The 23,186-nt window shown below is 70.6% G+C and carries 26 protein-coding genes; 13 read left to right on the forward strand and 13 right to left on the reverse strand.

All coding sequences use genetic code 11. The features are described 5' to 3' along the window. Positions 1–769: 769 nt before the first annotated feature. Genes QIY60_RS09035 through QIY60_RS09045 form a run of 3 tightly spaced genes read right to left on the reverse strand, consistent with a single transcriptional unit; the run spans position 770 to position 1,353 of the window. Positions 770–922 carry a hypothetical protein gene (locus tag QIY60_RS09035; protein ID WP_283141947.1) on the reverse strand — a complete coding sequence of 51 codons (153 nt, stop codon included), beginning with the start codon at positions 920–922 and terminating at the stop codon, positions 770–772. Then, positions 919–1,143, reverse strand: a complete 225-nt coding sequence (locus QIY60_RS09040; RefSeq protein WP_283141948.1) for a hypothetical protein — start codon at positions 1,141–1,143, stop codon at positions 919–921. The genes QIY60_RS09035 and QIY60_RS09040 overlap by 4 nt, the downstream gene beginning before the upstream one ends. A gap of 3 nt (positions 1,144–1,146) precedes the next feature. Then, positions 1,147–1,353, reverse strand: a complete 207-nt coding sequence (locus tag QIY60_RS09045; protein WP_283141949.1) for a hypothetical protein — start codon at positions 1,351–1,353, stop codon at positions 1,147–1,149. A 301-nt stretch (positions 1,354–1,654) separates the two neighbouring features. Between QIY60_RS09045 and QIY60_RS09050 the strand changes: the two genes are divergently transcribed. Both QIY60_RS09050 and QIY60_RS09055 read left to right on the forward strand, forming a co-directional pair. Continuing rightward, on the forward strand, positions 1,655–2,485 hold the full coding sequence (locus tag QIY60_RS09050) for a helix-turn-helix transcriptional regulator (protein ID WP_283141950.1): 831 nt from the start codon (positions 1,655–1,657) through the stop codon (positions 2,483–2,485). Next, entirely contained in the window at positions 2,482–2,691 is a 210-nt protein-coding gene (locus QIY60_RS09055; RefSeq protein ID WP_283141951.1) for a DUF397 domain-containing protein, read from the forward strand. Before QIY60_RS09050 ends, QIY60_RS09055 begins: the two co-directional genes overlap by 4 nt. A gap of 325 nt (positions 2,692–3,016) precedes the next feature. Here QIY60_RS09055 and QIY60_RS09060 read toward each other — a convergent pair whose 3' ends face one another. After that, on the reverse strand, positions 3,017–3,607 hold the full coding sequence (locus QIY60_RS09060) for an RNA polymerase sigma factor (RefSeq protein WP_283141952.1): 591 nt from the start codon (positions 3,605–3,607) through the stop codon (positions 3,017–3,019). Positions 3,608–3,685: 78 nt separating this feature from the next. After that, positions 3,686–5,329, reverse strand: a complete 1,644-nt coding sequence (locus tag QIY60_RS09065) for a family 20 glycosylhydrolase (RefSeq protein WP_283141953.1) — start codon at positions 5,327–5,329, stop codon at positions 3,686–3,688. Between the two features lie 346 nt (positions 5,330–5,675). On the opposite strand from QIY60_RS09065, the gene QIY60_RS09070 reads away from it, so the two are divergent. The 5 genes from QIY60_RS09070 to QIY60_RS09090 all read left to right on the forward strand — a co-directional run bounded on the left by QIY60_RS09070 (position 5,676) and on the right by QIY60_RS09090 (position 9,835). Continuing rightward, complete coding sequence (locus QIY60_RS09070) at positions 5,676–6,209, forward strand: 2-oxo-4-hydroxy-4-carboxy-5-ureidoimidazoline decarboxylase (RefSeq protein WP_283145869.1); 534 nt, start codon at positions 5,676–5,678, stop codon at positions 6,207–6,209. A gap of 216 nt (positions 6,210–6,425) precedes the next feature. Next, positions 6,426–6,806, forward strand: a complete 381-nt coding sequence (gene sdhC / locus QIY60_RS09075) for a succinate dehydrogenase, cytochrome b556 subunit (RefSeq protein WP_188276263.1) — start codon at positions 6,426–6,428, stop codon at positions 6,804–6,806. A gap of 8 nt (positions 6,807–6,814) precedes the next feature. After that, a complete protein-coding gene (locus QIY60_RS09080) occupies positions 6,815–7,291 on the forward strand; it encodes a succinate dehydrogenase hydrophobic membrane anchor subunit (RefSeq protein WP_101389719.1) in 477 nt (158 codons plus the stop codon). Positions 7,292–7,322: 31 nt separating this feature from the next. Further along, complete coding sequence (gene sdhA, locus QIY60_RS09085) at positions 7,323–9,077, forward strand: succinate dehydrogenase flavoprotein subunit (protein WP_283141954.1); 1,755 nt, start codon at positions 7,323–7,325, stop codon at positions 9,075–9,077. After that, positions 9,077–9,835 carry a succinate dehydrogenase iron-sulfur subunit gene (locus QIY60_RS09090; RefSeq protein WP_283141955.1) on the forward strand — a complete coding sequence of 253 codons (759 nt, stop codon included), beginning with the start codon at positions 9,077–9,079 and terminating at the stop codon, positions 9,833–9,835. The genes sdhA and QIY60_RS09090 overlap by 1 nt, the downstream gene beginning before the upstream one ends. A gap of 315 nt (positions 9,836–10,150) precedes the next feature. Here the strand turns inward: QIY60_RS09090 and QIY60_RS09095 are convergent, their stop codons facing one another. Further along, a complete protein-coding gene (locus QIY60_RS09095; protein ID WP_283141956.1) occupies positions 10,151–10,663 on the reverse strand; it encodes a MarR family transcriptional regulator in 513 nt (170 codons plus the stop codon). A gap of 92 nt (positions 10,664–10,755) precedes the next feature. Between QIY60_RS09095 and QIY60_RS09100 the strand changes: the two genes are divergently transcribed. The 3 genes from QIY60_RS09100 to QIY60_RS09110 all read left to right on the forward strand — a co-directional run bounded on the left by QIY60_RS09100 (position 10,756) and on the right by QIY60_RS09110 (position 13,502). After that, positions 10,756–11,991, forward strand: a complete 1,236-nt coding sequence (locus QIY60_RS09100; RefSeq protein WP_283141957.1) for an MFS transporter — start codon at positions 10,756–10,758, stop codon at positions 11,989–11,991. A gap of 124 nt (positions 11,992–12,115) precedes the next feature. Then, entirely contained in the window at positions 12,116–12,736 is a 621-nt protein-coding gene (locus tag QIY60_RS09105) for a Uma2 family endonuclease (protein WP_283141958.1), read from the forward strand. Between the two features lie 37 nt (positions 12,737–12,773). Next, positions 12,774–13,502, forward strand: coding sequence for a TetR family transcriptional regulator (locus tag QIY60_RS09110; protein ID WP_283141959.1), 729 nt, complete (start codon positions 12,774–12,776; stop codon positions 13,500–13,502). Between the two features lie 73 nt (positions 13,503–13,575). Here the strand turns inward: QIY60_RS09110 and QIY60_RS09115 are convergent, their stop codons facing one another. Both QIY60_RS09115 and QIY60_RS09120 read right to left on the reverse strand, forming a co-directional pair. Continuing rightward, positions 13,576–15,132 carry an ABC transporter substrate-binding protein gene (locus QIY60_RS09115; RefSeq protein WP_283141960.1) on the reverse strand — a complete coding sequence of 519 codons (1,557 nt, stop codon included), beginning with the start codon at positions 15,130–15,132 and terminating at the stop codon, positions 13,576–13,578. Positions 15,133–15,290: 158 nt separating this feature from the next. Beyond that, positions 15,291–15,566: a hypothetical protein gene (locus tag QIY60_RS09120; RefSeq protein ID WP_283141961.1), complete on the reverse strand. Its 276-nt coding sequence runs from the start codon at positions 15,564–15,566 to the stop codon at positions 15,291–15,293. Here QIY60_RS09120 and QIY60_RS09125 point away from each other — a divergent pair. Beyond that, positions 15,505–16,983 carry a D-alanyl-D-alanine carboxypeptidase gene (locus QIY60_RS09125; protein ID WP_283141962.1) on the forward strand — a complete coding sequence of 493 codons (1,479 nt, stop codon included), beginning with the start codon at positions 15,505–15,507 and terminating at the stop codon, positions 16,981–16,983. The genes QIY60_RS09120 and QIY60_RS09125 overlap by 62 nt on opposite strands. Here the strand turns inward: QIY60_RS09125 and QIY60_RS09130 are convergent. The 4 genes from QIY60_RS09130 to QIY60_RS09145 all read right to left on the reverse strand — a co-directional run bounded on the left by QIY60_RS09130 (position 16,937) and on the right by QIY60_RS09145 (position 19,819). Further along, positions 16,937–17,848, reverse strand: coding sequence for a YihY/virulence factor BrkB family protein (locus QIY60_RS09130; protein ID WP_283141963.1), 912 nt, complete (start codon positions 17,846–17,848; stop codon positions 16,937–16,939). The two genes, QIY60_RS09125 and QIY60_RS09130, sit on opposite strands and share 47 nt — an antisense overlap. Further along, positions 17,836–18,255: a GtrA family protein gene (locus QIY60_RS09135; RefSeq protein ID WP_283141964.1), complete on the reverse strand. Its 420-nt coding sequence runs from the start codon at positions 18,253–18,255 to the stop codon at positions 17,836–17,838. Before QIY60_RS09135 ends, QIY60_RS09130 begins: the two co-directional genes overlap by 13 nt. A gap of 47 nt (positions 18,256–18,302) precedes the next feature. Further along, positions 18,303–19,178, reverse strand: a complete 876-nt coding sequence (locus tag QIY60_RS09140) for a decaprenyl-phosphate phosphoribosyltransferase (RefSeq protein ID WP_283145870.1) — start codon at positions 19,176–19,178, stop codon at positions 18,303–18,305. A 65-nt stretch (positions 19,179–19,243) separates the two neighbouring features. Next, on the reverse strand, positions 19,244–19,819 hold the full coding sequence (locus QIY60_RS09145) for a phosphatase PAP2 family protein (protein ID WP_283141965.1): 576 nt from the start codon (positions 19,817–19,819) through the stop codon (positions 19,244–19,246). A 186-nt stretch (positions 19,820–20,005) separates the two neighbouring features. Here QIY60_RS09145 and QIY60_RS09150 point away from each other — a divergent pair, with 186 nt between their 5' ends. Together QIY60_RS09150 and QIY60_RS09155 are read left to right on the forward strand one after the other, a co-directional pair. After that, entirely contained in the window at positions 20,006–21,361 is a 1,356-nt protein-coding gene (locus QIY60_RS09150) for an FAD-binding oxidoreductase (RefSeq protein WP_283141966.1), read from the forward strand. Positions 21,362–21,394: 33 nt separating this feature from the next. Beyond that, a complete protein-coding gene (locus tag QIY60_RS09155) occupies positions 21,395–22,150 on the forward strand; it encodes a decaprenylphospho-beta-D-erythro-pentofuranosid-2-ulose 2-reductase (RefSeq protein WP_283141967.1) in 756 nt (251 codons plus the stop codon). A gap of 403 nt (positions 22,151–22,553) precedes the next feature. Here the strand turns inward: QIY60_RS09155 and QIY60_RS09160 are convergent, their stop codons facing one another. Continuing rightward, the gene (locus QIY60_RS09160) at positions 22,554–23,129 is read right to left on the reverse strand and encodes a 2'-5' RNA ligase family protein (RefSeq protein WP_283141968.1); all 576 of its coding nucleotides are present in this window, start codon (positions 23,127–23,129) and stop codon (positions 22,554–22,556) included. Positions 23,130–23,186 lie beyond the last annotated feature (57 nt).

A 23,186-nucleotide genomic window follows, 5' to 3' on the forward strand; every position in this document is an offset into this window, starting at 1 on the left:
GGTGTGGGGCACGCTCGGTTTTCCTGTATCTGGGCCATTGCGGATCACCTCTCCTGCCTTGGTTTCCCCGCAGCTCTGACATGCCTGCCGGTCCACGCTGACCAGGCGTCCGGTGTCGTTGAACGTGTAGACGTCATACACCCAGCCGGAGCAGCGTTCGCGTCGACATGGGGCACCACCGGCGGCCTTCCCTCCAGGGTGCCCGGCCAGCTGGCACATTTTGTTGCAGTGCAGGCAGGGAAACGGGTGCAGGCCGCCTTCGTTTTGGATGTAGGCGACCCCTTCAGGGGTGTTGCAGTGGGGGCAGATCCAGGCCACGGGTCACCTCTCAGGGGGTTAGGAACCATGGACTATCACCTGCATCTGCCAGCGAACTTGAGCTTCGAGCGGGGTTCACTCCTTTGAGCGGAGGAGTCCCACCTCGTGCACTTGCGGACCCGTCCAACCGACTCCGCTTCACGGGAATGAGGGCGTGCGACCGGACAGGCGTGTTGCCCGCCCCTGCCGTGGTCCGAGGGAAAATTGTGGTTCGGCGTTGGCAGGGGCGGAATCTGTGGGACAACGGGTCCCCGGCCGTCCAGGGTCAGGAACGGCCGGGGACCGTCGCTGGCCCGACAGCGCCGTTTCTGATTTCCGGCGCCACAGGTCGGGCCATACCGCACCATTCGCCAACTTGGAGAGCCATGGCGCGGGGGTGGGGCTCCGCCCTTCCCCACGGCCATCCCCGTGCACGTGGATCAGGACTCCTGCGGGAGAGGGCGGAAGTCATCTAGGGCTGTCCCAGCCAGCCCAGAAGCACGGTGGCAGTGATCGCGTTCGTGTACGCGATGGCCAGGAGCAGGCCGCCATCAAGGACGGCGTCCTCGGCGCGGTACCCCAGCCGGATGAGTGACCGCCTCAGCCGGGTGAGTAACCGCCTCACGGGGTCACCTCCAGGCACACGCGCTCCGCCAGGCGCTCCACCACGTTGGCGGGCAGGTGGCCGATGTACACCAGCGCCTCACCCTTGTGGCTGGCAGCGCCCCGGACACTGTTGATCGTCCGGTCCGGCGCGTCCGCCAGTCTCAGCAAGTCGCGGAACGCGTTGGCGGCGTTGTCGGCGGTGGCGGTGCTGTCCCGCCATTCCTGCATGTCCATGGGCATGGGTCAGTTCCCCTTGGTGTGGTGAGTGTGGGGGCGGAGGATCCGGCTATGCGCCCACCACTCCGTGCCCCCCTTGAGCGGCCGGAGCACGACGCGCGACGACCACAACAGGTCCATCACGCGTCCTGTGCGGTTCGTGGCCGTGTCGTAGACGGTGGTGCCGACCTTGATCAGGGTCAGGCGCTGCCGGACCGGCTGAGGGGCGCTCACAGCTTCCGCCTGAGTCCAGCCTCTACGGCGCGAAGGTCCACGGTGTCCCGGTGAGTGAATCCGCCGCGCGGGCGCCACGTCACTAGCCCCCAGGGGCCGAACTCCCGTATATGAGTGACCAGTTCAGTCACATCGTCCGGCGTGCGGGTGCTCCTGGCGGTGTCGCTGGTCACGGTCGGGTGCCGTGCCCTTCGCTGGTCTGCCGATCAACTACCGTCCGTGCTCCAATGGTTGCCCTTCGCGGCTACGCTCGACAGAGATTCATGTCCCAACCTGCGACGCGGGAAATGAGGGATGCACGGTGGTAGCAAGAGCGCGCGAACTGACCCCCGACAGGTCGGCGCATCATCTCTTCGGCTCAGAACAGCGACGGCACCGCGAGGCAGCCGGTATGAGTCTTGAGCGGCTGGCAGGGATCGTGAAGTACAGCAAGTCAGCGCTTGCCCGTTTCGAAACGGCTGAGTCCATGATCCCGCCAGACTTACCCGCCAAGCTGGACGCTGCGTTTGGCACAGATCGCCTGTTTGAGAATCTGTACTCCCTGGCGCGCAAGGAGATTCACCCTGATCAGTTCAGGCGTCGCATGGAGCTTGAGGCGAGAGCGCAGCTCATTCAGGAGTACACCTGCCAGATCGTGCCGGGGCTGTTGCAGACCGAGGAGTACGCGCGGGCGCAGTTCGTTGAGCACAATCCGAAAGCCTCATCCGAGGCAATCAACGAGCTCGTGACAGCCCGCATGGGGCGTCAAGCCTTGTTGGATGGTGAGCCTGCGCCGGACTACTCCGTGATCCTGGACGAAGCGGTCTTGCATCGGGGGTTCGGCGGACCAACGGTGATGCGCGTTCAGCTTGCCCGTCTGGCCAGGTCGGCGCTGACCCCCAGCAGCACGCTTCAGGTCCTTCCGTTCACGCACGGCGGCCATGCCCTTGTTGGCGGGTCGCTCACGCTCATGACGCTGGAAGGCGGTACACAAGTTGCCTACGAGGAGAGCATCACCACCGGAACGTTGCTCGAAGAATCAGAGGTCGTCACGGAGCGACGGCGGGCCTACGATCGGCTTACAGCACATGTCTTGCCGCCGAGAGATTCGGCGGAGTTCGTCCGGTCCGTAATGGAGGCACTACCGACATGAGCAACACCCCGGACCTCTCCCCCATGGAGTGGGTCAAGTCCTCGTACAGCGGCAACGGGGGCGGCAACTGCCTTGAATGGGCCCCAAGTTACGCCATGACTCACGGGGTCGCCCCCGTCCACGACAGCAAGAACCCCGGCCCGATACTCATGCTCCGCCCGGGTGCATGGGCTGGTCTGGTGGAGTACGCCAAGCAGTCCCGCTAGCCCGGCCGCAAGCCCCGCCTTCCCTCCTCTTTGGAGTGGCGGGACTCGACCACCCTCTTACGCCCCGACTTCACTCAGTCGAGGCGTGAACCCCACTTCATCGGCCCTTGGTCACGTGACCAACGCATGACCAACAGCGGTCCGAAGCGGCCAGAAACGCCTGGACAGGGGATGCACAGGACATCAGCGAAGGGCCCCTGATCAGGCAATGAAACACCTGGTCAGGGGCCCTTTTGTGGGTTAGTCGAGCCAGGGGTGGCGGCCCCGGCCGTCCTTCCGCGCCGACTCCCCCGCGCCCGCCGCCCGTTGGGCCGCCCCGCCGCCGTCACGGCCGGTCCGTCTGCGGCCCGAGCCCTTGGGCGAGCCGCCGCAGCCCCCGGTGCGCGGAAGTACGTACGGAACCGGCGCGCTTGCCGAGGACCCGCCCCGCCGCCGCGCCGTCGAGCCCGGCCACCACCCGCAGCAGCACCGCCTCGGCCTGTTCGCGCGGCAGGGTGGCGATCAGCTGGAGCGCCCAGCGGGTCGACAGGAACTCCAGGGCCGCCTCGGCGGTGTCCTGGCCGCCCGGCAGCTCCAGGGCCTCCTGGTCGAGCCCGACGGTGCGCGGTCTTCGCTTCTGGCGGCGCAGGTGGTCCAGGGCGCGGTGGCGCGCGATGGTCGCGGCCCAGCCCCTGAAGCCCGCCCCGTCGCCCCGGAACCGGGCCAGGTCACGGGCTATCTCCAGCCACGCGTCGGACGCCACGTCCTCGGCCTCGGCGGCGACGAGCGCCCGCATCTGGGCGAGCAGCCCCGGGTGGACCAGCCGGTAGACCACGGCGAAGGCCCGCTCGTCCCCCTCCTGGGCACGTGCGACGGCCGCCCCGAGCTCCGCGTCGTCGGCCCGTATCCGGCCATGCCGCCGGCCCCCGTCCCCCATGGTCTGTTCTGCGCGCGGGCGGCCGGAATTGTCACAGCCGGGCCGGGAGTGGGACCTGAAGGAGGGCCCGGGCGGACCTCACCCCAGCTTGTCGGCGAGCTCCTTGAACTCCTCCCACTCCAGGGCCGGAGTGCGCGGGTCCCACAGCTTCTGTGCGGTGGCGGCCAGCGGCATCCGGATGCCCCGGGCCACCTGGTCCTGCGTCTGGGCGTTGGCGTAGTCGCACCAGACGGCGAACCGGGCGCCGAGCACCTGGTCGGAGTAGCGGGCGGCGACGGGCTTGGTGCCGCGCAGCACCAGCGGCGTCCACTCCTGGTAGATGCGCCGGCCGGTGGGGTACTTGAAGGCGTTGGGCTCGCCCAGGACGTAGTACAGGTACTCGTCGTTGAGGTTGACCGTCTTGCGGCCCTCGGCGAGGTACTCCTCCGGCGGGCGGGCGCCGAGCTCCTTGCCGGTCCAGTACTCGACCTCGCGGGCCGGGTCGGGGGCGACGGAGGTGCCCTTGAAGTAGCCGTCGTTCCAGGCCTTGAACTTCTTGCCGTACGGGCGCAGCGCCGCCGCCCGGTCGTTGAGCCAGCCGGTCGCCAGGTCCGCTATGTCGCCCTTGGGGCCGTATTTGGCGCGCGCGGCGGCGGCCAGGCCCGGGTAGGTGGCCTCCGGGTTCTTGGCCATCAGGGCGAGGTACTCGTCGCCGCCGAGGTGCCAGTAGGCGCCGGGGAACAGGTCCGCGTACTCGCGCAGCAGGTCGTCGACGAACCGCGCCGCCTCCGGGTTCGCTATGTCGACCGCGCCCTGGACGGTGCGGCCCGTGGCGCTGCGCAGCCCGAGGGCGGGGTGGGCCTTGATCACCGCGCCCAGGTGGCCCGGCGAGTCGATCTCGGGGACCACCTCGATGTGCAGCCGCCGGGCGAGCGCGACGATCCGCTCGACCTCGCGCTTGCTGAGGTGGTCGCGCGAGACGACCTCGGGGTGCGAGGCGGACTCGATCCGGAAGCCCTGGTCGTCGGAGAAGTGCAGCCCGAGCTGGTTCATCTTCAGGTCGGCCATCTCGCGCAGCCGGGCCTCGATCCAGCCCGCCGTGAACGGCTTGCGCGCGATGTCCAGGTTGAGGCCGCGCTGCGGGCGGTCGGGCCAGTCCTCGACGACGCCCTCGGGCATCACCCCGCCGTCGCGCAGCGCCTGCTTGAGGGTGCGGGTGCCGTAGAAGACCCCGGCCTCGTCGGGGCCGGTGATCCGCACGGTCCGCTCGCGGGCGGTCAGCGTGTACGACTCGGGGGTGGCCTTGGCCTTCGGGTTCAGGGCCAGCTCGATGTCGCCGGGCCGGGGCGCCGCGCCCTGCACGTACTCCTTGTCGAGCTCCTCCGCGAGCAGCTGGGCCTCGTCCGCGAGCGCCTCGCTGCCGGTGGGGACGACGACGCGGGTGGCGGCGACGGGCCGGAAGCCGGGGCCGCGGGCGGGCTCGTGCTGCCGTACGGAGGGGATCGTGCGGGGCGGCGAGGAGATCGGGTAGATCTGGGCGGGCGAGGAGGAGGCACCGGGTTTCGGATCGAGGCGGCCGCCGTGGCCGCCGTGGGTGTCGTCCTCGGGCCAGACCAGCACGGTGAGCACGAGGGCGGCCGCGGCCGCGAGGGCGACGCGTGCCACCAGGGCGCCCCGGCTGATCCGGGCCGTCCGGTCACCACGGGCGCCGTCGGCGCCGCCGGCACTCCTGGACTGCGACATCACTCAGAATCCTCCCATACGGGAACAACCACGGCGAAGGCGAGGCGAGGGACCCGGGAGGCGTCCACCATGCGCACATCACCCCTCACGTCCGGGTGAAATTCGCGCAACCGTCGGGCACCCTCCACCGGGCCTCGATAGCGTGGCGGCACTCCCACCTCTTCTTCACCTCCCGCCTCTCTGCTGTCTCTCCGCCGGCGCCCGCACGAAGCCGTCGCCGGCCGCCGTTCGTCGTTCGTTCGAGGAGCCCACGCTGTCCAGCGAATCCCACGCCGGCCCCCGGAAGCGACCGCCGCCACTTCATCACACTCCCCGCTCCACGGGCCGCCCGGACGTAACGGGCCAGATCCACACCAACCCGATCATCTCGGACCCGTACGAGCCGGTCGAGGACGGTCTGACGCGGTTCAACCACGCTCCCGAGGCGGCGGCCGAAGCCGTGCTGCTCGCCTGCTGCGCCAGCCGCCGCTGGGCCCTGCGGGTGGCCGCCCACCGCCCCTACCCGGATCTGGACGCACTGCTCGCCGCGGCCGACGAGGCCAGCTACGACCTCGCGCACGACGACCTCACCGAGGCGCTCGCCGACGAGCGCTCGCCGGGCCTCGACCGCACGGCCCCGTCGGCGGCCCACACCGCGCTGCGGGCCGCGCACGCCGCGTACGAGAGCCGGTTCGGGCACGCCTTCGTGATCTGCCTGGAGGGGCGGCGACCCACCGAACTCCTGAACGAGATGCTCGGGGGCATCCGGGTGCGGATGACCAACGAGCAGGACGAGGAGCGGGCCATCGCCGCCGAGGAGCTGCGCCGACTCGCCCGTGCCCGGCTCACCCATCTCATGACCAACCATCCGGAACCGGACACGGCGGGCGCGCCCCGCTGATCCCGCCCCCACCACCGGCCCCGTGACGGCCCGTCCGGGCCCTGACGTAGCCCGTCCGTGGCAGATTGATTGCCTGTTTGATCACACCTGAGGACCCCGCGCGAACGAACCGACATCTCGTCGCTACGATGACCGGGGCCGGTGGACCGTACCCGGCCGGGTCAGACCGACAGTCAAGCCGGCCGGCCCTAGTCCCCGCTCCCGGAGGGTTTTTCCGTGCCGGCTGGAACGCTGTACCGCGGCCGGGAAGGCATGTGGTCGTGGGTGGCTCATCGAGTCACCGGTGTCCTCATCTTCTTCTTCCTGTTCGTCCATGTCCTCGACACCGCTCTCGTGCGTGTCTCCCCCGAGGACTACGACAAGGTCGTCGCTACCTACAAGACGCCCATCGTGGCTCTTTTGGAGTACGGCCTCGTCGCCGCCATCCTCTTCCACGCGCTCAACGGTCTCCGCATCATCGCGGTGGACTTCTGGGCCAAGGGCCCCCGCTACCAGAAGCAGATGCTGTGGTCCGTCGTGGGCATCTGGGTCGTTCTGATGATCGGCGCCCTGTACCCGGTGCTCGGTCACGCCGCCCGTGAACTGTTCGGGAGCTGAGGACTGACATGTCTGCCGAAACCACTTCCGCGATCGGCGAGGTCGAGGCCACCGGCCTGTACGACGCCGACAACCCCGCGCCGCTCATCGAGGCCCCGCGCAAGCGGACCAAGAAGACGCCGAAGTCGACCCGCACGAACTTCGAGCTGTACGGCTGGCTCTTCATGCGGCTGTCCGGCGTCGTCCTGGTCGTCCTCGTCGTCACCCACCTGTGCATCCAGCTGGTGCTCGACGGCGGCGTCTCCAAGATCGGCTTCGCCTTCGTGGCGGGCCGCTGGGCCAACCCGTTCTGGCAGGTCTGGGACCTGGCCATGCTGTGGCTGGCGATGCTGCACGGCGCCAACGGCCTGCGCACGGTCATCAACGACTACGCGCAGCGGGACAACACCCGCTTCTGGCTGAAGATGCTGCTCTACACCGCCACGGTGTTCACCGTCCTGCTGGGCACGCTGGTGATCTTCACCTTCGACCCGAACATCCGCTAGGCCACGGGCTGAGGGACTGAGGAATTCTCTGATGAAGATCCACAAGTACGACACCGTCATCGTCGGCGCCGGCGGCGCCGGTATGCGCGCCGCCATCGAGGCGACGAAGCGCAGCCGCACCGCGGTGCTGACGAAGCTCTACCCCACCCGCTCCCACACGGGCGCGGCGCAGGGCGGCATGGCCGCCGCGCTCGCCAACGTGGAGGAGGACAACTGGGAGTGGCACACCTTCGACACGGTCAAGGGCGGTGACTACCTGGTCGACCAGGACGCCGCCGAGATCCTGGCGAAGGAGGCCATCGACGCGGTCCTCGACCTGGAGAAGATGGGCCTGCCGTTCAACCGCACCCCGGACGGCACCATCGACCAGCGCCGCTTCGGCGGCCACTCGCGCAACCACGGCGAGGCCCCGGTCCGCCGGTCCTGCTACGCCGCGGACCGCACCGGCCACATGATCCTCCAGACGCTGTACCAGAACTGCGTCAAGGAGGGCGTGGAGTTCTTCAACGAGTTCTACGTGCTCGACCAGCTCATCACCGAGGTCGACGGCGTCAAGACGTCCGCCGGTGTGGTGGCGTACGAGCTCGCGACCGGCGAGATCCACGTCTTCCAGGCGAAGTCCGTGATCTACGCATCCGGCGGCACCGGCAAGTTCTTCAAGGTGACCTCCAACGCGCACACCCTGACCGGTGACGGCCAGGCCGCCTGCTACCGCCGCGGTCTGCCGCTGGAGGACATGGAGTTCTTCCAGTTCCACCCGACGGGCATCTGGCGCATGGGCATCCTGCTGACGGAGGGCGCCCGCGGTGAGGGCGGCATCCTCCGCAACAAGGACGGCGAGCGCTTCATGGAGAAGTACGCGCCGGTCATGAAGGACCTCGCGTCCCGTGACGTCGTCTCGCGCTCCATCTACACCGAGATCCGTGAGGGCCGCGGCTGCGGTCCCGAGGGCGACCACGTCTACCTCGACCTCACGCACCTCCCGCCGGAGCAGTTGGACGCCAAGCTCCCGGACATCACCGAGTTCGCGCGGACGTACCTGGGCATCGAGCCGTACACGGACCCGATCCCGATCCAGCCCACCGCGCACTACGCCATGGGCGGCATCCCGACCAACGTCGAGGGTGAGGTCCTGGCGGACAACACCACCGTCGTCCCGGGCCTCTACGCGGCCGGCGAGGTCGCCTGCGTGTCGGTGCACGGCGCCAACCGCCTCGGCACCAACTCGCTGCTCGACATCAACGTCTTCGGCAAGCGCTCCGGCATCGCCGCCGCCGAGTACTCCGCCAAGCACGACTTCGTCGAGCTGCCGGAGAACCCGGCGGAGCTGGTGGAGACCCAGGTCAAGAACCTGCTGTCGTCGACCGGCACCGAGCGCGTCGCGGTGATCCGCAAGGAACTGCAGGAGACCATGGACGCCAACGTCATGGTCTTCCGCACCGAGCAGACGATCAAGACGGCCGTGGAGAAGATCGCGGAGCTCCGCGAGCGCTACAAGAACGTCTCGGTCCAGGACAAGGGCAAGCGGTTCAACACCGACCTCCTGGAGGCCATCGAGCTGGGCAACCTGCTCGACCTGGCCGAGGTCATGGCCGTGTCGGCCCTGGCGCGCAAGGAGTCCCGCGGCGGTCACTACCGCGAGGACTACCCCAACCGCGACGACGTCAACTTCATGCGCCACACCATGGCGTACCGCGAGGTCGCGGACGGCGGCAAGGACTCGATCCGACTCGACTACAAGCCCGTCGTCCAGACCCGCTACCAGCCGATGGAGCGTAAGTACTGATGGCCACCCCCACTCTGGAAAAGGCGGAGGCGGGCTTCGCCGACTCCCCGTACATCACGGTCACCTTCCGGATCCGCCGGTTCAACCCGGAGATCTCGGACGAGGCCACCTGGCAGGACTTCCAGGTCGAGATCGACCCGAAGGAGCGCGTGCTCGACGGTCTCCACAAGATCAAGTGGGAACTGGACGGCTCGCTGACCTTCCGGCGCTCGTGCGCGCACGGCATCTGCGGTTCGGACGCCATGCGGATCAACGGCAAGAACAGGCTCGCCTGCAAGACGCTGATCAAGGACCTGAACCCGGAGAAGCCGATCACGGTCGAGGCCATCAAGGGCCTGACGGTCCTGAAGGACCTGGTCGTGGACATGGACCCGTTCTTCCAGGCGTACCGCGACGTGATGCCCTTCCTCGTCACGAAGGGCAACGAGCCGACGCGCGAGCGTCTGCAGTCCGCCGAGGACCGCGAGCGCTTCGACGACACCACCAAGTGCATCCTGTGCGCCGCGTGCACCTCGTCGTGCCCGGTGTTCTGGAACGACGGCCAGTACTTCGGCCCGGCGGCGATCGTCAACGCGCACCGCTTCATCTTCGACTCGCGTGACGAGGCGGCGGAGCAGCGCCTGGAGATCCTGAACGACAAGGACGGCGTGTGGCGCTGCCGCACCACGTTCAACTGCACGGACGCCTGCCCGCGTGGCATCGAGGTCACCAAGGCGATCCAGGAAGTCAAGCGCGCACTGATCACGCGCCGCTTCTAGTTCTTCCTGCGTCTCTCGCACCGCTCGGCCCTTGCGGGCCTCCCGGGCTTCGAGACGCTGCGACGGACTCCGTCCGTCGGTCGTGGCCGAGGCATCGGCCCACGGACGAGGGCCCCGCTTCCCGACCCGGGAGGCGGGGCCTTCGCGTGTCCAGCCTGGGCGCCGCGGCACCGGGCGCCCTACAGGGGCGCGGGGCTGTGACATTGTGCGGCTCCGCCGCGATGGGGGTCCCCCCTGTTCGAGCGAAGCCGAGAACTCGGGGGAGCGACCAGCCCCGACCGGCCCGCAGGTGAAGAGCCGCCCCCCGCGGAGCGGTCAACGCGCCTCCGCGACCACCATGATCCGCCGCAGCATGTCGTTCAGCTGAACGCGCTCGTCTTCCGACAGCGCTCCCAACACCCGCGACTCCTCGTCCCCCAGCATGTCCATCGCACCCCGCCAGGTCGCCCGACCGGACTCGGTCAGCTCGACGTGGACCCGCCGCCGGTCGGTCGTGGAGGGCGTACGGCGTACAAAGCCACGCCGCTCCAGCGCGTCGAGGCGCCCCGTGACGGACGCGGGCGCGAGGTCGAGATCCGTGGCGAGCTGCGACGGCGTCGCCGTACCTCCACGCCCCGCCAACTTGTGCAGCGTGTCGAACTCCGGCCGGTCGAGCGCGAAGTCGACCAGGGACTGCTCCCGTACGCGCTGGAGGTGGACGGAGAGCTTCTTCATCCGGGTCACCGCGCCCTCGACGACCGGGTCGAGCCCCGGCAGCACCGGCAGCCACTGCTCCACGTGCCCGTCGGTCCAGTCCCGCCGCTCCTCGGTCCCGTCTGCGCGCTCCATGCCTTGATCGTACGTACGCGACCGCCCGGCCCGCCCCTTCGGCAGCAAATATTTCGTTGACGAATTATTCGGTACCGAAATAGATTCTCGACATGCCACCACTGCCCCATCCCCTGCGCACGCGCGCGTTCCGGCTGCTCTTCATCGGCCGCTCCCTGTCCCTGCTCGGCGACGCCGTGATCCCGCCCGCGCTCGCCCTCGCCGTCTTCCTGGCGACCGAGTCCACCGCCGACCTCGCGATCGTGCTCGCCTGCTCGATGGTCCCCAAGCTGCTGCTCCTGCCCGTCGGCGGCGTCATGGGCGACCGCTTCAACGCCCGCACGGTCGCGCTCGGCACCGACCTCGTCCGCTGCGCCACCCAGCTCTTCGTGGGCGTCGAACTGCTCGGCGGGGACCCCCGGCTGTGGCAGATCGCGCTCGCCGAGGCGATCGGCGGCTGCGCCTCCGCCTTCGCCATGCCCGCGATGGCGCCGCTGATCACCGGCACGGTCGAGGAGGAGAACCGGCGGCGCGCCAACGCCCTGATGGGCGTGGTCAACAGCGCGACCCGGCTGGGCGGCCCGGCGCTGGCGGGCGTGCTCATCCTGGCCGCCGGACCCGGCTGGGCCTTCGTGCTCGACTCCGCGTCCTTCGCCGTCAGCGCGGCCCTGCTGAGCTCGATCCGGGTGCGGCACGTGCCGCTGGTCCGGCGCTCGCTCGCCGCCGACCTCAAGGAGGGCTGGGGCGAGATGCGCTCGCGGGACTGGTACTGGACCAGCCTGTTCGCCCACTCCGCCTGGAACGGCGCCGCCGCCGTCCTGATGACGCTGGGACCCGCCATCGCCTTCGAGGAGTTCGACGGCAAGACGTTCTGGCTGGTGTTCATGCAGGCGGGCGCGGTGGGCCTGCTGCTCGGCTCGCTGCTCGCCGGGCGCGCCAAGCCGAGGCGCCCCATCCTGACGGCCAATCTGGGCCTGGCCACCTACGCCCTGCCGCTCACCCTGCTCGCGCTCTCCGCCCCGGCGCCGATCGTCATCGCCGCGTACGGAATCGCCCAGCTCGGGCTCGGCTTCCTCTCGCCGGTCTGGGAGACGGCGGTGCAGTCGGCGATCCCCGGCCACGCCCTGGCCCGCGTGACCTCGTACGACTGGCTGCTCTCGCTGGCGGCGATGCCCGTCGGGTACGCGCTCGCACCGCTGGCCGCCGACGCCTGGGGGCCCGAAGTGCCGCTGCTGGCCGCCGCGCTGGTGGTGGGCGGGGCCTGCCTGGCGACGGCGGCGGTGCCGGGGGTGCGCCACTTCGGCCGCCCGGTGGAGGACGCTCCCGCGCTCACCCGGGCCGAAGCCTGAACGCGGCCATGCGCCCGGTCAGGAGGGGCGCGCTCGCTCGACCGGGTGAACGCGCCGTGATCCCCGGCCGGAGCGCGCCCGTCCTACGATGATGCTCTCGACAGCAGCCCAAGGGAGGCACGTGATGTCCGCAGCACCCGCTGAGCAACCCCTTGGCAACTGGCCTCTGATCGATGAGGCCAACCAGATCATGGAGCGGCTTCCCGGCCACCGCGTCGAGATCATCGGAGGCCAGATCCTCGTGTCGCCACCCCCGGACGGCGCCCACGCCCGCGCCCTGACCGACCTCATGGTCCCTTTCCTGAGGGCGGGGCTGCACGGCGAGCGGGTCAAGGTGCTCCAAGGAGTCGGCCTCTGGCTCCAGACAGGCCGCGAGGACTACGCCATCCCCGACCTCGCCGTGGTCGACGCCGACTTCGAGGACCACCACGTCGAGAACAACTGCTACGACCCCATCGTCTTCCGCCTCGTCCTGGAAGTCACCTCCAGCAACTACCAGACCGACCTGCGCACCAAGGTCACCGCCTACGCGAACTCCAAGCTTCCGGTCTACGTGATCGTCGACCGGAAGCACAACCGCCTTCATGTCCTGACCGACCCAGTCGCAGACGATTACGACACCCACCGGATCCACGCCCCCGGCGAGCTCGTCACCCTGCCCGAGTCGATCGGCGCCGAGGTCACCCTTGATGTGACGGCGGTCCTCGCGGCAGCGCAGCGCAAGCAGGAGCCGAAGCAGGACTGATGGCACCGGTGGTTCCGTGGCCGATTAGGCTCTTGGCGTGCCAGCAGAGAACGAGGTCCCCCAGAGCGAGCAGAGTCCCGCCAAGGGCGAGCAGACCCGCACCCTGATCCTGGAGACCGCCATGCGGCTGTTCCAGGAGCTCGGTTACGACAAGACGACCATGCGGGCCATCGCCAAGGAGGCCGGGGTCTCGGTCGGCAACGCGTACTACTACTTCGCGGGCAAAGAGCATCTGATCCAGGGGTTCTACGACCGGATCGCCGCCGAACACCAGGCCGCGGTCCGGGACGTGCTCGACAACGAGACCGATCTGGAGGCGCGCCTGGCCGGGGTGCTCAGCGCCTGGCTCGACATCGCGGCCCCGTACCACGAGTTCGCGGCGCAGTTCTTCAAGAACGCGGCGGACCCGGACAGCCCGCTCAGCCCCTTCTCGCCGGAGTCCGAGCACGCCCGCGAGGCGGCCATCGACGTGCACCGCGAGGTGCTGGCGGGGACGAGGACCAAGGTCCCGGCCGAACTCGTCGACGTACTGCCCGAGTTGATGTGGCTCTCCCAGATGGGCCTGGTCCTCTACTGGGTCTTCGACCGCTCCGAGGGCCGCGAGCGCAGCTACCGGCTGGCCGCGCGCGGCGCCAAGCTCACCACGCGCGGCGTGGCGCTCGCCCGCTTCCGGGTGCTGCGCCCGCTCGTCCACGAGGTGCACGAGCTGTTCACGGACTTCCTGCCGGGCATGGCCCAGGCGGCCACGGCCCGGAAGCGCCCTTGAGGGGCGCGGGGAACTGCGCGACCAGCCCAAGGCGGCCCGCAGCCGAACATCCGCGCCCCGCGAAGCGCCCCCCTCAGATCCAGCCCAGCTCCCACAGCCGCCACACGCCCGTGCCGTCCGACAGGTACTGGAGGCCGCCGACGCTGCGGCTGCTCACCACGTAGTCCTTGCCCTGCCACAGCGGGATCAGCGGCACGTCCTCGGCGACCTTGTCCTGGAGCGCCTTGAAGTCGTCGGCGGTGCGGCCCCGGTCGCTGTACTGCTGGGTGCGCTGGATGATGCTGTCGACGTCCTTGTCCGAGTACCCGGTGTGCAGGCTGTTCCCGGTGCCGACGAGCGGCTGGCTGAAGTTGTCCGGGTCCGGGAAGTCCGCGACCCAGCCCGCGGTGTACGCGTCGTAGACACCGGCCGCGTAGTTCTTCTGCATCTTGGCCCAGTCGGCCTCGGCGAGCAGGTCGACGTCGAACAGGCCGCCGTTCTCCAGCTGCGTCTTGAGCAGCTCGGCCTCGGCGCCGTTGGCCCCGAGCTTGCGGTAGGCGAGCGTGAACCTCAGCGGGGTCTGCACGCCCGCCGACTTCAGCAGCGCCTTCGCCTTCGCCACGTCCACCTTGGGGTAGGCGTCGAAGAAGGCCGTGCTGTGGCCGGTGAAGCCCTGCGGGATCAGCGAGAACAGCGGCTCGACCGTGCCGCCGTAGACGGACGCGGCCAGCGCGGGCCGGTCGATCAGCGCGGCCAGCGCCTGGCGGACCTTGGTCTTGGCCAGCGGGTGGCCGGGCCGGACGTTGATGTTCAGGTTGCGGGTCTCGGCGCCGGGCGTCTCGCTGATGCGGATGTCCGGGTCGCCGGGCGACAGCTTGGCGAGCACCTTGGGCGGCATCTGGCGGTGCGCCACCTCGACCTGCCTGGCCGTCCACGCCTGGTTGAGCTGGTCGGACTCGGCGAAGTAGCGGACCTCGACGGGCAGGCCCTTCTTGCCGACCGCGCCCCGGTAGTCGGGGTTCGGCTCCAGGACCGCGCTCTGGCCCCGCTTGTACGACTTGAGCAGGTACGGACCTGAGCCGACCACGCTGTTGCCCTTGTGCAGCGACTTCTCCGGGTACGTACTGCTGTCGACGATCGACCCGGCACCGGTCGCCAGCTTGGACGGGAAGGTCGCGTCCCTGGTCTTCAGATTGAAGGTGACGGTGTCGCCGTCGGCCTGGACCGACCCGAGGGAGGAGAGCAGCGGGGCCGGGCCCACATCGCTCTTGATCTTCAGCACCCGGTCGAAGGAGAACTTGACGTCCGCCGCGGTGATCTTGCGGCCGGACGAGAACGTCAGCCCGTCGCGCAGCTCGCACTGATACGTCATCAGCTTCAGCCCGATGAACTTGCAGCTGCGGGCCGCGTCGGGCACCGGCACCGCCGAGCCGGGCTTGAAGGTCAGCAGCGACTGGTAGACGTTGCTGTACAGCGCCCAGGATCCGGCGTCATAGGCGCCGGCCGGGTCCAGGGACGTGATCGCGTCCGTCGTCCCGACCGTGATCGGGTCCTTCTTCTGTCCGTCGGACGGCAGCAGCTGCCATCCCCCCACACCGGCGACCACCACTACCGCGCTTATCGCCAGAACCCGCATACGGATCGACCGCATCGCCGTGCTCTCCTCGGAACGCCCCACCCCTTCAGGCGTGCCCGACCCCCCGGACACACCTGTGATGGCGATCACCCAATCACACGGGTTTCACATTCGGAAGAGGAAATCTTCACTGCACAGCTACTCGTTAGCCGCGCGTGACAAGGGGATCGCCCCTACTCGTTAGCGGTCCGTGACCCGGCGGCACCGGCGGCTTCCCCGCGCAGTTGCCGTACCGAACGGAACCCGATGAGGCCGACGCCCGTCCCCAGGAGAAAGGACACGACGGCGAGGGTGAGGTGCACCCAGAAGTACGCCGTCGGGTCGCCCGCGTCGTCGAAGGCCAGCCCGCTGCCGTCCTTCCACAGGTTCTTGACGAAAGTGATCCAGATGATCCAGCTCCACACTCCGAACGCGAGCAGGAACCAGGAGACGCGGCTGCTGAGCTTCATGGAATCAGTATCACCGGGGCGAAGCGGGCGCAGCCGGGCGGGTGGCGGCTCCCGGCGGGTCCCCCCTCCGATGTTCGGATCGGCACCCCGGACCTGTACGTTCTCGTCCGTGTCTGCTGTGAAGAAGCCCGCGAAAATCGCACTGGCGGTCGCCGTCGCCGCGCTGCTGCCCGCGCTCACCGCCGCGCCCGCGTCGGCCCTGCCGAACGATGACAAACCGGGCACGCAGGGGCAGCCCGGCAAGCCGACCGACCCCGGCAGGGCGGGCAAGGCCCGCAAGGACCCCGACCCGCCGCCGGCCACCATGTCGACGGTCGGCGGCGCGCAGCTCGGGCAGCCCGGCACCCAGGTGAAGCTGGGCGCGGGGGCGCCGGTGCTGCCGATGGAGCTGACGGGCCGTTCGTGGATCGTCGCGGACGCGGAGAACGGCCAGGTGCTCGCCTCGCACAACGCGCACTGGCGGCTGCCTCCCGCCTCCACCCTGAAGATGCTCTTCGCGGACACCGTGCTGCCCAAGTTCCCCAAGACCGATGTGCGCCAGGTCGGCCCGACCGACCTCGACGGCGTCGGCGAGGGCAGCAGCCTGGTCGGCGTCAAGGAGAACCAGTCGTACACCGTGCACGACCTGTGGCTCGGCGTCTTCCTGCGCTCGGGCAACGACGCCGTGCACGTCCTGTCGGCGATGAACGGCGGCGTGCCCAAGACCGTCCAGGACATGCAGGCGCACGCCGACGACCTCCAGGCGCTCGACACCCATGTGGTCTCGCCGGACGGCTACGACGCACCCGGCCAGGTCTCCAGCGCGTACGACCTCACCCTGTTCGCCCGCTCGGGCCTGCAGAAGAAGGACTTCCGCGAGTACTGCTCCACCGCCTCCGCCAAGTTCCCCGGCGCCGAGGGCAAGAACAACGAGCGGGACTACTTCGAGATCCAGAACACCAACCGGCTGCTCACCGGCGAGAACGGCCTCAGCCCGTACAAGGGCATCGCGGGCGTCAAGAACGGCAACACCACCAACGCGGGCGCGACCTTCACCGGGGTCGCCGAGCGCGACGGCCGGGTGCTGCTCGTCACCGTGATGAACCCGGACTCCTCCGACGGCCAGGCCGTCTACAAGGAGGCCGCCAACCTGCTTGACTGGGGCTTCGCGGCGGCCGGCAAGGTCACCCCGGTGGGCGAGCTGGTCCCGCCCAAGTCGGCGGTCCCGACCGGCGCCCCGCAGGGCTCGCAGCCCTCGGCGGACGGCGCCGCCCGCGACACCGCCAAGGCGGCGGTCACCACCCGGAAGGGGCCCGGCTCCGGCGGGATCGGCACCGCGCTCGCCATCGCGGGCGGCGTGCTCGTGGTCGTCGCCGCCGGGGTGTTCCTGCTCAACCGGCGCTGGCCCCTGCCGGAGCTGGTGCGCCGGAAGCGGTGAGCTCGGGATCGTCCGGTTTGGCCGGGGTGGCCGTCCAGGCGGCGCAGAACAGCAGCAGCTTCGCGGTGAAGTTGATCCACAGCAGCAGCGCGATGGGCACCCCGAACGCCCCGTACATGCTCTTGGCGGCGACCCCCTGCATATAGCCGCCGAGCAGCAGCTTCAGCAGCTCGAACCCCACCGCGCCGATGATCCCGGCGGTCACCAGATGGCGGCGCGGCGGGGAGACCCCGGGCAGCAGGGTCAGTACGTACATCAGGACCAGGAAGTCGGCGGCGGCCGCCACCGCGATCGCCGCGATCCGCAGGAACACCCGGCCGGCGCCGTTCTGGTCGATGCCCAGCTGGTCGGCGGTCCAGCCGACGGCCGTCGAGCCGATCGAGGACGCGGCGAACGAGGCGAGCCCCGCGCCGCCGAGGCCGACCAGCACCCCGCCGTCCTTGAGCTTGCGCAGGAGCGGGTTCTCGCCCTCCTCGTCGTCGCGGTCCCACACCACCCGCAGACAGCCGCGCATCGCGCTGACCCAGCCGATCCCGGTGAACAGCAGCAGCGCCCCGGCGACGACGCCGACCGTGCCCGCGTTGCGGGTCAGGTCCTGCAGATCGAGCTGGTCGGAGATGCCGGGGACCTGCTCGGCGAGGGTCTTCTGGAGCTTCTCGACGCGGCCCGGGGTCAGCACGGCGGCGGCGATCGCCGCGCTCACGGTGAGCAGCGGGAAGAGCGCGAGGAAGCTGATGAAGGTGATCGCGGCGGCGAGCCGGGACCAGTGCACGCGGTCGAGCCTCTCGTACGAACGCCACGCGTGCGTCCGCATCAGCCGGACCACCCACGGCCCGACGACGGGAAGATTTTTCAGCCAGTCCATGACGTCCGAGTACCCTCCTCGCTACGGAAGACAAGCGTCCGTGTCCCCCAAAAGCGCAGGCAGGTGGCGAGCGCCATGCCGAACACCGCGCCCGAGAGCGTGTCGGCGCGCGGCGAGGTGAAGCCGAGGCCGTAGTGCGTGACGGCCAGGCAGAGCAGCTGCACCAGCGCCCCCGCGATGTTCACCGCGAAGAACACGGCGTACTCGCGGCCCCCGGCCCGGCTGCCCCGGTACGTACCGAAGGCGTTGCCGAGGTACGCGACGGTGCACCCCGCCACGAACGAGAGGCACTTGGCGGTGACCGGGTCCCACGCCAGGCCCGACCGCAGCCACACGAAGAGGCCGAGGTCGACGGCGTACGCGCAGATCCCGGCCAGCGCGAAGCCGACGAGCTCGGCCCGGCGCACGCCTCCACGCGCCCCGCGCGCCCGCGTTCCCGCCCCCTCCGTACGCCTCACAGGTCGGCCACCGCGAGCCCGTACAGCGCGACCCACACCAGACCGATGACCGCGAGCGCCCGGTCGTGCAGGACGACGTCCTCGGGGGCGCCCGCGCTCCCCCGGTCGGCGAACACGGCGTACCGCAGGATCCCGCCGATGAACGGGACCATCGACAGCTGCCGCCACGGCAGCAGCGAGCCGCCCGCCATGCCGTCGCTCTCCAGCGCCCACATGCAGTACGCGAGGACCGCGACCCCGGCCGCGAGCTGCCAGACGAACCGCAGATAGCCGGTGGTGTACGCGTCGAGCAGCGCGCGGGTGGCGCCGCCGCGCCCCTCCATCTGGACGGCTTCGGAGTACCGCTTGGCCGCGACCATGAACAGCGCGCCGAACCCGGCGGTGATCAGGAACCAGCGCGAGAGCGGGATGGCGAGCGCGACCCCGCCGATCATGGCCCGCATCAGGAACCCGGCGGTGACCACGACGAGGTCGACGACGAGGACGTGCTTGAGCTTGACGCAGTAGGCGAGCTGCATCACCACGTACCCGGTGAGCAGGGTCGCCGTCATGGCGTTGCAGGTGAGGGCCGCGCCGAGCGGGGCGAGCAGCGCGAGCAGCCCCCCGACGGCGTACGCGACCGGCACCGGCACCTGCCCGGTGGCCACCGGCCGATGGCACTTCTGCGGATGCGCGCGGTCGGCGTCGGCGTCGCGCGCGTCGTTGACGAGGTACACGGCGGAGGCGGCGGCCGTGAACAGCACGAAGACCAGGGCGAGTTGGCGCAGGGTGTGGCGCGAGTCGAGCTGCCCGGCGGCGGCGGGCGCGGCGACCACGAGCACGTTCTTGATCCACTGCCGGGGCCGCGCGGTCCTGAGCACGCCCGCGGGCACCCCGAGCGCCCGCCGCCCCGGGTGCCGGGCCGCGCGCTCTTCGAGGACGACGAGGCCGGAGCGGGTCACGAGGGGGCTCCGGTGGTCCGGAGTGCGGGACGCACCGGGAATCGCGGGCGCCCCAGGGGCTGCGGGTTGCCCACCCACCCCGCCCCCAGCCGGGCCGTGACCGCGCCGAGGAGGGCTCCGACCAGCACGTCCGAGGGGTAGTGGACGCCGACGACCAGCCGGGACACGCACATCGCGGCGGCGAGCGGCGGCACGAGCCGCGCCCCGGCGGGCCGCAGCGCGCCGTACGCGACGGCCGCCGCGGCCGCCGAGGTGGCGTGCGAGCTGGGGAACGAGTGCCGCCCGGCGGTGCGCACCAGCGGCTCCCGGGCGGCCAGCCGCGGCCGGGGCCGCCGCACCACCCGCTTCACACCCATGCTGGCCAGGTGCGCGGCCCCGACCAGCGCGGCCCCGCGCAGCCAGCCCCCGCGCCGCTCCCGGTCGACGGCGGCGGCGAGCGCCCCGCCCGCCAGCCACACCGCCCCGTGCTCCCCGGCGAACGAGAACGCACGGGCGACGGCGGCCACCCGTGGCTCCGCCCCGCAGTCGCGCAGCGCCGACAGCAGCCGGTGGTCCGCGTCGGAGTACCGCATCTGCCACCCCATTCCGTGAGACGGCCCCGCCGATCGGCCGTCAGCCGTACGCGACTCTCCCCGGCGGCGACGCCAGATGCGCGTCAATGCCGCTTGACACTCACTCAATCACCCATTTCGGTGAGTATCATGGCGAATAAGGCATAGCACCGCACAGAGAACAGAACCCCCGCTACGGTCGCTCCCATGCCTGCCGCCACTCCCCCGACCCCCGTGACCGGCTGGGGCCGCACCGCCCCGACGGCCGCCCGGCTGGTCCGCCCGCGTACGTACGAGGAGGCGGCGGCCGCCGTCCTCGCGGGCGGGGCGCGCGGATCCATCGCACGGGGTCTTGGCCGGGCGTACGGCGACGCCGCGCAGAACGCGGGCGGCGCCGTCCTGGACATGACCGGCCTCGACCGCATCCGCACGATCGACGCCGAGGCGGGCGTGGTGGTCTGCGAGGCGGGCGTCAGCCTGCACCGCCTGATGGAAGTCCTGCTGCCGCTGGGCTGGTTCGTGCCGGTGACGCCCGGGACGCGGTACGTCACGGTCGGCGGCGCGATCGGCGCGGACATCCACGGCAAGAACCACCACGGCTCGGGCGCGTTCTCGCGCCATGTGCGCGCGCTGGACCTGCTGACGGCGGACGGCGAGGTCCGCACGCTGAGGCCAACCGACGAGCTGTTCGAGGCTACAGCGGGCGGAATGGGCCTGACAGGAGCAATCCTCTCGGCCGAGCTCCAACTCCACCCCGTACAGACGTCGTTGATGACGGTGGACACGGAACGGGCGGCGGACCTGGACGACTTGATGGCGAGGCTGTCGGCGACGGACCACCGCTACCGCTACTCGGTGGCGTGGATCGACCTGCTGGCCCGGGGCGCGAGGACGGGCCGAGCTGTGCTGACGAGGGGGGATCACGCACCGCTGGACGCACTACCACGGCGCGCTCAAGGCGCCCCCCTGCGCTTCAGAACACCCCATCTGCCTCTGGTGCCGCGCCACGTCCCAGAGGGCCTGCTCACCCGGACATCGGTGTCGGCGTTCAACGAACTCTGGTACCGCAAGGCCCCGAGGCACCGCACGGGCGAGCTCCAGTCGATCGCGACGTTCTTCCACCCGCTGGACGGCGTCCCGCACTGGAACCGGATCTACGGCAGGGGCGGCTTCGTCCAGTACCAGTTCGTGGTCGGCCACGGCCAGGAGGAGGCGCTGCGCCGCGTGGTGCGCCGGATCGCGCACCGGGGCTGCCCGTCCTTCCTGGCGGTCCTCAAGCGCTTCGGCGAGGCCGACCCCGGCTGGCTCTCCTTCCCGCTCCCCGGCTGGACCCTGGCCCTGGACATCCCGGCGGGCCTGCCGGGCCTGGGCGGCTTCCTGGACGAGCTGGACGAGGAGGTGGCGGGCGCGGGCGGCCGCGTCTACCTGGCGAAGGACGCGAGGGTGCGCCCGGAGGTGCTGGAGGGGATGTACCCACGGCTGCCGGAGTTCCGGTCCCTGCGCCGCGAACTGGACCCGGAGGGAGTCTTCACCTCAGACCTCTCCCGCCGCTTGAGCCTCTAACAGGCTCTCTCCCCCCTCCCGAGGAGTTACGAGATGAAGGACGCATTCGGCACCCCGCAGTCCCTGCTGGTGCTGGGCGGCACGTCCGAGATCGGCCTGGCGACGGCGCGCCGACTGGTGGCCCGCCGGACCCGTACGGTCTGGCTGGCCGGGCGCCCGTCGCCCGCGCTGGACGCGGCCGCGGCGGAGCTGCGGGAGCTGGGCGCGGACGTGCACACGCTCGCGTTCGACGCGCTGGACGCGGCGTCGCACGAGACGGCCCTGGGCAAGGTCTTCGCCCAGGGCGACATCGACATGGTCCTGCTGGCGTTCGGGATCCTGGGCGACCAGGTACGGGACGAGGGGGCGCCGCTGGCGGCGGTACGGGTCGCGCAGACCAACTACACGGGCGCGGTCTCGGCGTCCCTGATCTGCGCGAAGGCCCTCCAGACCCAGGGCCACGGCTCCCTGGTGGTCCTCTCCTCGGTGGCGGGCGAACGCGCCCGCCGAGCCAACTTCATCTACGGCTCCAGCAAGGCGGGCCTGGACGCCTTCACCCAGGGCCTGGGCGACGCCCTCCACGGCTCGGGCGTCCACGTCATGGTGGTCCGCCCCGGCTTCGTCCGCACCAAGATGACCCACGGCCTCCCGGAGGCCCCCCTGGCCACGACACCCGAAGCGGTGGCGGAGGCGATCGAGACGGGCTTGAGGAGAAGGTCGGAGGTGGTGTGGGTCCCCGGGTCCCTGAGGGTGGTGATGTCGGCACTGAGGCATGTACCGCGCCCGATTTTCAGGAGGCTGCCGGTGTAGGGGGGCGGGGCGGAGCCCCGAGCAAACCCACGCCCCCACCCACCCGCAGGCGGGGCGGGGGCAGGGGGCGAAGCCCCCGCCTTTCAGGGGCGCGGGGTTGTGACATTGTGCGGCTCCGCCGCGTGGGCGCGACCAGCCACAGACGGCCCGCAGACAAGCGGGGGTCGGGGCGCAGCCCCGAAGCGGGGTGCAGGGGGCGCAGGCCCCGCAAGGGGCGTGGGGGCAGACCCCCAGCAAACCCACCCACCCGCAGACGGGGCGGGGTGCAGGGGCGCAGCCCCGCCAGGGGTGCAGGGGGCGGAGCCCCCGCAGCGGGGGTCCGGGGGCGAAGCCCCCGGGAGACGGACCTTCCTCCCCCCCTCACCCCCGGAGGGTTACGGGAAGGGGCGGGGTGGGGAACCCCTCACGCCCGAACAGACGGCTCGTCCCGAGACCCGCCCTGAACCGGCACCCCACTCAACCCAAACCCGTACTCGTACAACTTCCGCCACACCCCGTCCACACCCTGCTCGTACAGAGCGAACCCCCCACACGTCCACTCCGCCTCGAACCCCCCCAGCTCGGCGAACGCCCGGTCCATCCCCTCCTCGGAGATCCCGTGCGCCACGGTCACATGCGGGTGGTACGGGAACTGCAGATCGCGCACGAGCGGCCCCGCAGAGTCCCGCACCCGCTGCTGCAGCCACGCACAGTCCGCCCCGCCCTCGACGACCTGCACGAACACCACCGGCGACAGCGGCCGGAACGTCCCGGTCCCGGACAGCCGCATCGGAAACGCCCGCCCCGCCGCCGCGACCTCGGCCAGATGCGCCCGGATCGCGGGCAGGCACGCCGCGTCGACCTCGGTCGGCGGAAGGAGGGTGACATGCGTGGGAATCCCGTACGCGGCGGGATCCCCGAAGCCCGCGCGCCGCTCCTGGAGCAGGCTGCCGTACGGCTCCGGGACCGCGATCGAAACGCCGAGCGTTACGGTCCCCACGTCGTTCTCCTCCGTCGTTGTCCGGGTACGTCTGTGTCCGTCAGTGTGCAGTGTGGC

The sequence above is a fragment of the Streptomyces sp. BPTC-684 genome (genome assembly GCF_030028635.1).
Classification (GTDB): domain Bacteria; phylum Actinomycetota; class Actinomycetes; order Streptomycetales; family Streptomycetaceae; genus Streptomyces; species Streptomyces noboritoensis.